Source organism: Actinoplanes campanulatus (assembly GCF_014647795.1).
Lineage (GTDB): Bacteria > Actinomycetota > Actinomycetes > Mycobacteriales > Micromonosporaceae > Actinoplanes > Actinoplanes campanulatus.
This window is the reverse complement of record NZ_BMPW01000002.1, coordinates 163,140-174,548: the sequence shown is the minus strand read 5'-3', so window position 1 is coordinate 174,548 and position 11,409 is coordinate 163,140. Positions and strand designations below refer to the sequence as shown.

Annotated in this window: 10 protein-coding genes and 1 tRNA gene; 2 read left to right on the top strand and 9 right to left on the bottom strand. The window is 67.5% G+C overall.

The window, feature by feature from the left end:
* Positions 1–3: 3 nt before the first annotated feature.
* The 7 genes from IEZ13_RS05640 to IEZ13_RS05610 all read right to left on the bottom strand — a co-directional run bounded on the left by IEZ13_RS05640 (position 4) and on the right by IEZ13_RS05610 (position 6,895).
* Positions 4–714: an ABC transporter ATP-binding protein gene (locus IEZ13_RS05640; RefSeq protein ID WP_183217521.1), complete on the bottom strand. Its 711-nt coding sequence runs from the start codon at positions 712–714 to the stop codon at positions 4–6.
* Complete coding sequence (locus IEZ13_RS05635; protein ID WP_183217519.1) at positions 704–1,597, bottom strand: ABC transporter ATP-binding protein; 894 nt, start codon at positions 1,595–1,597, stop codon at positions 704–706. Before IEZ13_RS05635 ends, IEZ13_RS05640 begins: the two co-directional genes overlap by 11 nt.
* Complete coding sequence (locus tag IEZ13_RS05630; protein ID WP_183217517.1) at positions 1,590–2,735, bottom strand: branched-chain amino acid ABC transporter permease; 1,146 nt, start codon at positions 2,733–2,735, stop codon at positions 1,590–1,592. Before IEZ13_RS05630 ends, IEZ13_RS05635 begins: the two co-directional genes overlap by 8 nt.
* Positions 2,732–3,673 (bottom strand): branched-chain amino acid ABC transporter permease, encoded by a 942-nt coding sequence (locus IEZ13_RS05625; protein ID WP_183217515.1) that lies wholly within the window; start codon positions 3,671–3,673, stop codon positions 2,732–2,734. Before IEZ13_RS05625 ends, IEZ13_RS05630 begins: the two co-directional genes overlap by 4 nt.
* A gap of 63 nt (positions 3,674–3,736) precedes the next feature.
* Positions 3,737–4,891 carry a branched-chain amino acid ABC transporter substrate-binding protein gene (locus IEZ13_RS05620; protein WP_183217513.1) on the bottom strand — a complete coding sequence of 385 codons (1,155 nt, stop codon included), beginning with the start codon at positions 4,889–4,891 and terminating at the stop codon, positions 3,737–3,739.
* A gap of 244 nt (positions 4,892–5,135) precedes the next feature.
* Complete coding sequence (locus tag IEZ13_RS05615; protein ID WP_183217511.1) at positions 5,136–6,275, bottom strand: hypothetical protein; 1,140 nt, start codon at positions 6,273–6,275, stop codon at positions 5,136–5,138.
* Between the two features lie 5 nt (positions 6,276–6,280).
* Positions 6,281–6,895 carry an ANTAR domain-containing response regulator gene (locus tag IEZ13_RS05610; protein WP_183217509.1) on the bottom strand — a complete coding sequence of 205 codons (615 nt, stop codon included), beginning with the start codon at positions 6,893–6,895 and terminating at the stop codon, positions 6,281–6,283.
* A 126-nt stretch (positions 6,896–7,021) separates the two neighbouring features.
* Between IEZ13_RS05610 and IEZ13_RS05605 the strand changes: the two genes are divergently transcribed.
* Positions 7,022–7,105: transfer RNA gene (locus tag IEZ13_RS05605), tRNA-Leu, on the top strand.
* An 815-nt stretch (positions 7,106–7,920) separates the two neighbouring features.
* Complete coding sequence (locus tag IEZ13_RS05600) at positions 7,921–8,859, top strand: HdeD family acid-resistance protein (RefSeq protein ID WP_229794474.1); 939 nt, start codon at positions 7,921–7,923, stop codon at positions 8,857–8,859.
* A gap of 56 nt (positions 8,860–8,915) precedes the next feature.
* On the opposite strand, the gene IEZ13_RS05595 is transcribed toward IEZ13_RS05600, so the two are convergent.
* Together IEZ13_RS05595 and pyk are read right to left on the bottom strand one after the other, a co-directional pair.
* A complete protein-coding gene (locus IEZ13_RS05595) occupies positions 8,916–9,785 on the bottom strand; it encodes an acyl-CoA thioesterase (protein WP_183217507.1) in 870 nt (289 codons plus the stop codon).
* A 2-nt stretch (positions 9,786–9,787) separates the two neighbouring features.
* Positions 9,788–11,224, bottom strand: a complete 1,437-nt coding sequence (gene pyk / locus IEZ13_RS05590; protein ID WP_183217505.1) for a pyruvate kinase — start codon at positions 11,222–11,224, stop codon at positions 9,788–9,790.
* Between the last annotated feature and the right edge of the window lie 185 nt (positions 11,225–11,409).

The following is an 11,409-nucleotide window of genomic DNA, read 5'->3' as shown; positions in this document are numbered from 1 at the left end:
GTGTCAGGCGACGCCGAGGTACGCCTCCTTGACCGCCGGGTCGTGCAGGAGGTCCTGGCCGGTGCCCTCCTTGACGATCCGGCCGGTCTCCAGCACGTACCCGCGGTGGGCGCGGGCCAGCGCCTGCTGCGCGTTCTGCTCCACCAGCAGCACCGTGGTGCCCTGCTGGTTGATCTCCACGATGATGTCGAAGATCTGCTGGATGATCATCGGGGCGAGGCCCATCGACGGCTCGTCCAGCAGCAGCAGCTTCGGCCGGGCCATCAGCGCCCGCCCGACCGCGAGCATCTGCTGCTCACCGCCGGACATCGTGCCGCTGATCTGCTTCTGCCGCTCCTCCAGGCGGGGGAACAGCTCGAACACCCGCTTCAGGTCGGCGGCGACACCGGCCCGGTCCTTGCGGGTGTAGGCGCCCATGTCCAGGTTCTCCAGCACCGTCATGCCGGGGAACACGCCACGGCCCTCGGGCGACTGGCAGATGCCCAGCGGCACCCGCAGGTCGGCACGCATCGTGGTGATGTCCTTGCCGGCGAACCGGATCTTGCCGGACGCCAGCGGGTTCAGCCCCGAGATGGCCCGCATCGTGGTCGTCTTGCCGGCGCCGTTCGCGCCGATCAGGGCCACGATCTCGCCCTCCTCGACGTGGATGCTCAGGCCGTGCAGCGCCTCGATCCGCCCGTACCGCAGAGTGATGTCATCGAGCTCAAGAAGCATCTGCGGTCTCCCCCAGGTACGCGGCGATCACCTTCGGGTTCTCCCGGACCTCGGCCGGCGTGCCCTCGGCGATCTTCTTGCCGAACTCCAGCACCACGATCCGGTCGGTCACACCCATCACCAGGCGCATGTCGTGCTCGATCAGCAGCACCGTGTAGCCCAGATCCCGGATTCGCCTGATCAGGTTCATCAGGTCTTCCTTCTCCGCCGGGTTGAAGCCGGCGGCCGGCTCGTCCAGGCAGAGCAGCTTCGGCTCGGTGGCCAGAGCCCGGGCGATCTCCAGGCGCCGCTGGTCACCGTACGGCAGGTTCCGCGCCAGGTCGTTGGCCCGGCCGGTGATCCCGACGAACTTCAGCAGGTCCAGCGCCTTGCGCTCGCCGGCCCGCTCCTCCAGCGTGTGCCGCGAGATGCCGAAGATCTTCGCCGACGTACGCCGGATCTCCTGCCACGCCCGCACGATGCCGTTGGAGGAGGTGACCTGAGGCAGCTCCTCCTCCTTCGGGCGCACCCGGTAGAGCCGGAACAGCGCACCCGGAACACTGGTGAAGTGCTGCGAGTCGGCGCCCACCATGACGTTCTCGAGCGCCGTCATCTCCGGGAACAGCCGGATGTTCTGGAACGTCCGGGCGATGCCCATCCGGTTGATCGCGTGCGGCCGCCGGCCGGTGATCGTCTGGCCGTCGAACGCGACCCTGCCCTCGGTCGGCTTGTAGACGCCCGTCATCACGTTGAAGCAGGTCGTCTTGCCGGCGCCGTTCGGGCCGATCAGGCCGAGGATCTCACCCTTGTTGATGCTGAAGCTCACGTCGTTGAGCGCCACCACACCGCCGAATCGCAGCGTCACGTGGTCGACGTCGAGCAGCACCTCGGTGTTCTCAGACACCTACGGCCACCTCCTCCTGACGGTCCTTCAACTCGCGGGCCCGCCGCCGGCTCGGGATCAGGCCCTGCGGACGGATCAGCATGACCAGCACCAGCGCCAGGCCGAAGACCAGGAACCGCCACTCCGAGAACTCCCGGAACCGCTCCGGCAGGTACGCCAGCAGCACGGCGCCCAGCGCCACACCTGCCATGTTGCCCGAACCGCCGACCACGACCATCGCCACGAACAGGATCGACAGCTGCGCGTTGAACTGGTTCGGCTCGATGAACCCGTTCCGGCTGGCGTACAGCAGCCCGGACAGGGCGCCCAGGGCGGCCCCGATGGCGAACGCCCACAGCTTGAACTTGAACGGGTACACGCCCATCACGGCGGCCGCGTCCTCGTCCTCACGGACGGCCAGCCACGCCCGGCCCACCCGGCTGTTCTCCAGCCGGCGCACCAGCCACACGATCAGCAGCACGGTCGTCAGCGCCAGCCAGTACCACGGCTTCGCGTCGATCAGACCGAACACGTTGTTGTCCGGCGACGGCTTGCCCTGCGGGCCCGGGATCGCGGCGATACCGGCCGGACCGCCGGACCACTCGACGTTGCGGACCACGATGCGGATGATCTCGCCGAAGCCCAGCGTCACGATCGCCAGATAGTCACCGCGAAGCCGCAGCGTGGGGCCACCGAGCAGGACACCGGAGATCATCGCGAGGCACAGCGCGATCGGGATGCAGATCGCCCAGGCGACCGCCCACTCCTCCGACAGACCGAACTGGGCCTGCAGCGACTTCACCACCGGCGACTGCGTCGACCCGAAAAGCGCCACGCTGTACGCGCCGACCGCGAAGAAGCCGACATAACCGAGGTCCAGCAGACCGGCCAGACCGATGACGACGTTCAACCCGATCGCGATCAGCACATACACCGCGCAGGTGAACAGCACACCCGCCCAGTTGTTGCCGTTCGCGATGTAGTCGGTCCGCAGCCACGTCAAACCGGGAATGCCCAGGTAGGGCAGGTAGTACAGGAAGATCACGAAAGCGATGAACGCCAGCGACCGCTGCCACTTCGGCAGACCGGCCCACCGCTCGCCGAACTTGGCGCGCAGACCGCCGATGCCGTACTTCGACGTTGCCGTATCCGTCGTCATGCCCGGGCCCTCCCCAGCGACTCACCCAGCAGACCGGTCGGACGGAACAGCAGCACGACCACCAGCACCGTGAACGCCGCCACATCCTCCCAGCTCGACGTCAGCAGCGTGGCCGCGTACACCTCGACGACACCCAGCAGCAGGCCGCCGAGCAGCGCGCCACGCAGGTTGCCGATACCGCCGAGAACCGCCGCGGTGAACGCCTTGAGACCCAGCAGGAAGCCCACGTTGAACCGGGTGTTGCCGTACCGGACGTTGTAGAGCAGCGCGGCGGCCCCCGCCAGAAGACCACCGAGCAGGAAGATCAGCAGGATCACCCGGTCCTTGTTGACGCCCATCAGCGCCGCCGTGTCCGGGTTCTGCGCCACCGCACGCACGCCACGCCCGTACCGGGTGCGGTTGATGAACACGTCCAGGAGAACCATCATCACCAGCGCCGACACGATCGTCAGCAACTGCGTGTTGGTCACCTCGGTGTTCCCGATCGTGAACAGGATCTCCCGCTCCACGATCGTCGGCATGCCCTTGATCAGCCGGCCCTGCCACAGGCCGAACGCCTCGGACAGCACCAGCGACAGACCGATCGCCGTGATCAGGAAGATCAGCGGCGGCGCGTTCATCCGCCGCAACCGCCGATAGGCGATCAACTCCACGCCCACCGCGGTGGCGCCCGACGCGACCGCGCCGGCCACCAGACCGGCCAGCAGGAACAGGATCATCATTCCGAAACTCGGGTTGCTTGTGGCCCCGAGCGCGGTCCAGGTCCCCAGGACCGCGAAAGTACCCACCATGAAGACTTCCGAGTGGGCGAAGTTGATCAGCTTCAAGACGCCGTAGACCAGGGTGTAGCCCAGCGCGACAAGAGCGTAGATAGCGCCCTTGGACAAGCCGTCCACCGTGTGCTGGCCCAGGTGCCCGAAGAGTTCATCGAAGTTCACATAAACCCCTTTGCACCAGATACGGCCGGAGGCAACGCGCCTCCGGCCGCATCAGAGCTGGACTCAGCTGAGCTTGATCTCCGACAGCGGCTCGATCGCGCCGCCGGCCTTGACCTCGTACGACCAGATGACGACCTTGGACTTGTCCACGTCGCCGGTCTCGTCGAACTTCAGGTACTTCGAGACGCCCTGCTTGTCGTAAGCGTCCACCCACGCGAGCAGGTCGGCACGGGTCTTCTTGCCCGCCTTGTAACCCTCGAGCAGGATCGTCGCGCCGTCGTAGCCCTCAGCACCGTACGAACCCGGAGCCTGGCCGAACTCCTTCTGGTAGTCGGCCGAGAAGGTGCCACCCGCCTCAGCGGCCGGCAGACACGGGCAGGTCACGATCGCGCCGACCGCGGCCTCACCGGCACCCGCCGGGAAACCGGGGTCGTACAGACCGTCGAAGCCCAGGAACTTCGCCGTCACGCCGGCCGCACGGGCCTGCTTGAGCAGCGGAGCCGCCTCGTTGGTGTAACCGCCGTACGCGATCAGGTCCGCGCCCGACGACTTGATCTTAGAAATGGTCGCGTCGAAGTTCTGCTGGTCCGTCTGCACCTTGTCGGAGTTGACGGCCAGAGCACCCAGACCCGTCTTCACCTCGCCGATGATGCCCACACCGTAGGTCTGGCCATCGTCGATCAGGAAGACCTTCTGCGACTTCAGAGTGTCCTTGATGTAGGTGACCGCGGCGGCCGCCTGGGTCGAGTCGTTACCCACCACCCGGTGGAACGACTTGTTCCCCGCCTTGGTCAGCTCCGCGGCGGTCGCCGACGGGCTCACCATCACGAGACCGGCGGCCTCGTAGATCGGCATGGTCGCCTTCGACTCACCGGAGAAGTGACCACCGATCACCGAGGTGAACGACTGGTCCTGCGCCACCTGGTTCGCGATCGGCGTCGCCTGGTCGGCGTTGCCCTGCGTGTCGAACTCCTGCAGGGTCACCTGGCAGTCGGGGTTGGCCGCGTTGTGCTGCTTCACGGCCATCTTCGCGCCGTTCAGCGACGGCAGCACCAGGCCCGCGTTCGGACCGGTGAAAGCACCGAAGATCGCAATCTTGCCGCAGGACGACCCGGACGCGTCAGTCGTGGACCCACCGGAGTCCTGACAACCCGCCGCGGCCAGCATCGCGGTGGCGAGGCCGACCGCACCCAGGGCCCGTACATAGTTACGCCTCAAGGCTTATGACCTTTCATCCCGGTGCAGGGAAGCCGTCACCGAGCCGAGCCGACGCACGCTTTCGCGTCACCGCCCCCGACACCCGAAACCGCTGGACCCTGCGCACTGCTCGTGATGGCGCAGCGTAGCGGGCTGAGAATTCCTTAAGAAGACGTAGCGGCCCTGCATGCCAAACCGTTACAGAGAGCTGCTCAAAAGTCCGACCGATCAGGGCCGGTACCGGCATTCTCAACCACGAACACCGTTACGCTCCGATGTCCGAGGTGTAAACACGGCCAGTAACGCCGTCATCAGCCACCAACACCAAACGGCCACCACCCGCCGTAACCGACAAAGCCACCTCCGGCCGCGCACCCACCGCCACCGGCGGCTCCACCCGGCCCCACGAGACACCCCCGTCGGACGACACCCACAGGGCGTACCCCACCCCGTCACCCGCCGAGACCACCAACCGGGGACCGGCCACCACCACCGAGTGAACCCCCGACCAGGCACTCGGCCGCCACGAACCGAACGAACCCACCGGCCGCCACCGGCCCGACTCCAGCCGCCACGCCCCGAACACCGGGCCCCGGAACCCCACCGCCAGCGGCACTCCATCAACCAGCGCCACTCTATGCAACTCCTCGTATTCCGAGGAATCACCCTCAGCGATCAAGCGCTCCCACGACACCCCCTCCGCCGACCGCCAACCACACACGTCCCGATCGATCCGGCCCACCGGCAGACAACCACCCACCACCAACCAGCCCGAACCCACCGCCAACCCGTCGAACGCCCACGTCTCCCCCGAGGAGTCCGACGCCAACCCGGCGACACGCTCACGCAACTCGAACCGCGACGCGTCACCCGACCACCACACCGCCGCACCCGACATCCGATTCCCCGAGATCAGGAACCCACCGTCACCGGCATCCAACCGCGACACGTTCATCGCCTGCGGACCGCCGTACAACTCGAACGGCGCCGGCAACTCCCGCAACACCCCGTCCGCCGCCCGCAACCACGACGCCGTACGCGGATTCGCATGCGCGCCCCCGCGCTTCCAGCCCACCGCCGCCAGACGACCCTCCCGGCACGCCCCCATCACCAGCACACTGCGCTCGCCGTAATAACTCCGCGGCGCCACCGGAACCACCGACCACGACCGGCCGTCGACACTCGACCACACCGCCGGACGCGTCTCCCCCGCCGCATCCCGCACCGCACCCACCACGAACCAGCCGTCCCCGCACCACACCGCCTCCCGCACCACCGGCACACCCCCGGAAGACGGCAGAGCCGCCTCCTGCCAGCCGAACGGCACAGGAGACGGCTCCGGAACACCACCCGCGGAACAGCCCACCAGTAGAAGCGACAACACCCCCGCCAGCAGCCTGCCCACACGTCTCATCTCGGCGGATCAGCCTCCGCCTGCTGCTCGGCCAGAATCCGGTCAGCCACCTCACGCATCGTCATCCGGTGATCCATCGCCGTCCGCTGAATCCACTTGAACGCCTGTGGCTCCGTCATCGAATACTTCGTCATCAGCTCGCCCTTGGCCCGCTCCACCGACTTCCGCGTCTCCAGACGCTCCGTCAGCCCCGCGACCTCCGACTCCAACGCCGAGATCTCCGAATACCGCGACAACGCGATCTCGATCGCCGGCACCAGATCCGACTTCTGGAACGGCTTCACCAGATACGCCATCGCACCCGCCGCCCGCGCCCGCTCCACCAGATCACGCTGACTGAACGCCGTCAGAATCACCACCGGCGCGATCCGCCCACCGGCGATCCGCTCCGCCGCCGCCAGACCGTCCATGATCGGCATCTTGATGTCGAGGATCACCAGATCCGGCTTCAGGTCCTCGGCCAGGCGCACGGCCGTCTCACCGTCGCCCGCCTCACCGACCACGTCATAGCCCTCCTCGACGAGCATCTCGGCGAGGTCCAGACGGATGAGGGCCTCGTCCTCGGCGATGAGCACCCGCTTGCGCTCGGGACCAGCCTGCGTGTCGGCCACGGAAACCCCTACCCCCAGAACGTCGATGTCGCGACACCCGGGTATCTGGGTGTCGCCGCCCTAAGCCTAGTGGGTAGGCTGTCGAGTGCTCGGGTTGGCGTGACCTAGTCACGTCAGGACGAGCATGCCGGGGTGGTGGAATCGGTATACACAAATGACTCAAAATCATTCGCTCGAAAGGGCATGCGGGTTCGACTCCCGTCCCCGGCACCGGAAAATTTGTCATACCCCCATCGGAAGATGGGGGCATGCATCCCCCTCACATTCGCGAACGAGCCCTCAAGCTTCGAGCCGAAGGGATGCCCTTCGGCGAGATCTGTCGAGATCTTGGATTGCCACGCCGCACGGTCGGGCACTGGTTCTACGGGAATCGCCCACGTCGCCGGGCGGAACGCGAGGCGAGCACACCGCGATGCGCGCGATGCACCGATCCCCCTTACGATCTTGATAATCCGCAGGATTACGCCTACCTACTCGGTCTGTACCTCGGCGACGGCCACCTGGTGACCACTACCAAGGTGCCAGTTCTGCGCGTCTACTGCACGGCCAGCTGGCCAGGGCTGATCGACGCATGCGAGACGGCGATGCTTCGCGTGCTCGCCCTACGGGTGCAACGAATCAACCGCCAAGGCTGCGTGGCCGTGCAGAGCTACTCGAATCACTGGCCGTGCCTCCTTCCGCAACACGGCCCTGGACCCAAACACAAGAGAGCGATCACCTTGGAGGCTTGGCAGCAGAGACTCATCGACGAATGGCCCGGGAGCTTCCTCCGTGGCCTATTTCACTCTGACGGCTGTCGTGTTACGAATCGAATAAGGCACCCGAAGAAGACCTATGAGTATTCGAGGTACCAGTTCTCGAACGAATCCGTCGACATCATGCGACTTTGCCAAAGGTCGCTGGATCTCGTCGGCGCCACCTGGCGGATGTGTCGGCCTAACCTGCTGTCAGTCGCCACCCGGCCGTCTGTGGCTCGGCTCGACGAGTTCATCGGTCCCAAGTTCTAGGACGCTTACGTCGTACCAGTGGATGGTTTTGATCTTGGTCTGAATCCTCCGAACGCCGGGTCACGGCGTGCGCCGGATGCTGTCATGGCAGGGACAGCTTCAGCGGGAGGCCTCATGTTGTCGTCCGGTTCTTCGCCTTTGACCGTCGAGCGCGGGAACACGTGGCGTTTGCTGATGGTCGCGGGCGCGGTGTGGTTGGCGATCGGCTGGACCATGTTGCGGCTGGAACCGGCGAACGTGGCGGCGGTGGCGGGCCCAGTGGTGCTGTTCGGTGCACTGTGTGAGGCGGTCCGGGCGCTGGCGGGGACGCGGACGTGGTGGTTGAACGCGGGTCTGGCGGCGGTGTTCACGGTGACGGCCGGCCTGTTGCTGACGCTTCCGTTCTGGGCGTTCGCGACGGCGTCGGCGCTGGTGGGCTGGTATCTGATGGTTCGCGGCGTGACGGATGTCGCGGTGGGGGTCATGGCCCGGGGTACGGATCGGGTGTGGAGCCTGCTGGTGTTGGTGGGTGTGCTGGAGACGGGGCTGGGGTTCTTCGCGGCGAGCCCGTTCCCGCAGACGGCGCGGCTGGTGATGGTGGTGCTGGGTGCGCTGGGTGTGTTGCGTGCGGTGGCGGAGCTGGTGACGGCGTTGCGGTTGCGTGAGGTGGCCGGGCCGCGGCGGGATGTGCTGAGGTGGCCGGCTGAGAGTTCCGCCGGGTTGCGGGGCTATGCGGCGGGTGTGTCGGATGTGGAGGATGCTCCGCGGTGGCGGGCGCGGCATCGGGCGCGGCCGGTTGGTTCGACGGTGGCGGCGGGGGTGGCCGGCGGGCGGTCGGGTGAGGGTTTCCCGGACCGTGCGGTGCGGACGACCGCTGATCTTGATGCGTTCCTGGCGGAGGCCGGGGTCACGGGTCCGCGGGCCGGTGCGGTGCCGGATGCGCCGGAGAGCGCGGAGTTGGCGCCGGAAGCGCGGTAGGGCTTGTCCTCGTCGGGGTGGACCGGCCGCGAGACAAGCCGCGAGGACAACCGGCTCTATCCGCCGATGCGGCGGAGGAGGCCTTCCTGGACGGCGCTGGCGATGTGCTGGCCGTCGCGGGTGAACATGCGGCCGTTGGCGAGGCCGCGTGCGCCGCTGGCGTTGGGGCTGGTGCTGTCGTAGAGGAACCATTCGTCGGCGCGGAAGGGCCGGTGGAACCAGAGGGCGTGGTCGAGGCTGGCGCCGATGACGCCGCCGGGGCCCCAGACCTCGCCGTGGGTGGACAGCACGGCGTCGAGCAGGCTCATGTCGCTGGCGTAGGTGAGGGCGCAGGCGTGGATGAGCGGGTCGTCGGGGAGTTTGCCGTCGAGGCGCATCCAGACGCGTTGCTGGGGTTGGATGCCGCGGTCGCCGGGTGGGACCCAGCCGGGGACGCCGACGTAGCGGACGTCGACGGAGCGTGGTGAGTTCTTGAACATGGCCATCCGCTCGGGGTATTTCTCGGCCCAGTGCAGGATGGTGGGGACGTCTTCGGGTGCGGGGACGTCGTCGGGTGCGGGGGTGTGGTGGTCGAGGCCTTCTTCGGGGATCTGGAAGGAGGCGGACATGAAGAAGATGGTTTTGCCGTGTTGCTTGGCGGTCGAGCGGCGGACGGAGAAGCTGCGGCCGTCGCGGATGTTCTCGACGTGGAAGGTGATGGGTTCGGTGGGGTCGCCGGCGCGGACGAAGTAGCCGTGGAGGCTGTGGACGTGCCGGGTGGGGTCGACGGTGCGGCCGGCGGCGACCAGCGCCTGTCCGGCGACTTGGCCGCCGAACACGCGCTGGGCTCCGGTTTGCGGGCTTTCGCCCTGGAAGGTGGCCGCGTCGACCCGCTTGAGGTCGAGGAGCTCGAGGAGCTGGTCGACGGCGGCCTGTCCCTGGATCAAGGTCACACCTTGGCGGCGTCGACGAGCGAGCCGATCTGGTGGACGCGGAGGGTGTTGGTGGAGCCGGGTGCGTTGGGCGGGGAGCCGGCCACGACGACGACGTAGTCGCCGGGCTTGGCCAGGCCCATGCTGAGCATCTTGGCGTCGACCTGCCGGAACATGTCGTCGGTGTGCTCGACGAAGTCGGTGAGGAAGGTTTCGACGCCCCAGCTGAGGGCGAGGGTGTTGCGGACCTCGGGGACCGGGGTGAAGGCGTAGAGCGGCAGGTCGCAGTGCAGGCGGGCGAGGCGCTTGACGGTGTCGCCGGTCTGCGAGAAGGCGACGAGGGCCTTGGCGCCGATGTTGCGGGCGATCTGGCTGGCGGCGACGGTGAGGGCGCCGCCGTGGGTGCGCGGGTCGTGCTGGAGGCGCGGGACGCCCATGGCGCCGGCTTCGGTGGTGGTGACGATCTTCGCCATGGTGCTGACGGTGAGGACCGGGTATTTGCCGACCGAGGTCTCGCCGGAGAGCATGACGGCGTCGGTGCCGTCGAGGACGGCGTTGGCGACGTCGGAGGCCTCGGCCCGGGTGGGCCGCGAGTTCTCGATCATGGAGTCGAGCATCTGGGTGGCGACGATGACCGGCTTGGCGTTCTCGCGGCAGAGCTGGACGGCGCGCTTCTGGACCAGGGGGACCTGGTCGAGGGGGAGCTCGACGCCGAGGTCGCCGCGGGCGACCATGACGCCGTCGAAGGCGAGGACGATGGCTTCGAGCTGCTCGACGGCCTCGGGCTTCTCGACCTTGGCGATGACGGGGACGCGGCGGCCCTCCTCGTCCATGATCTTGTGGACGAGGTTGATGTCCTCGGCGGCGCGGACGAAGGAGAGGGCGACGAGGTCGACGCCAAGGCCGAGGGCGAAGCGGAGGTCCTCTTCGTCCTTGTCGCTGAGGGCGGGGACGCTGACGGCGACGTTGGGGAGGCTGACGCCCTTGTTGTTGCTGACCGGGCCGCCTTCGGTGACGAGGCAGTGGATGTCCTCGCCGTCGACGCCGGTGACCTCGATGGCGACCTTGCCGTCGTCGATGAGGAGGCGGTCGCCGACCTTGACCTCGTGCGGGAGCTTCTTGTAGGTGCAGCTGACGCGCTCTTTGGTGCCGAGGATCTCGTCGCTGGTGATGACGACGCGGTCGCCGGTCTCCCAGCGGTGCGGGCCGTCGGCGAACTTGCCGAGGCGGATCTTGGGGCCCTGGAGGTCGGCGAGGATGGCGACCGGGCGATCGGCCTGCTCGGCGGCGGCGCGGACCAGCTCGTACATCTCCCGGTGGTTTTCCCGGGTGTCGTGGCTGAAGTTCATCCGGGCCACGTTCATGCCCGCTTCCACCAGGCCGAGCATGCGCTCGGGTGACTTGGTGGCGGGGCCCATCGTGCAGACGATCTTTGCGCGGCGTGTCACGGCCATCAGGCTAATCCTTCTTTCGGGGCGGCCCGGCGGCCGACCCGCGTCATCGGCATGAACTGCGGGTGTCGACGGCGAGGTCAACCCGCTGTGGGCGGGTGCGCTGCGTCGTCCGCGGGCTTCAGCGACCGCCGGTTCAGCCTAGCGGTCGGCTTCGGGTGGTCGTCGGCACATGCCACAACCCCTTT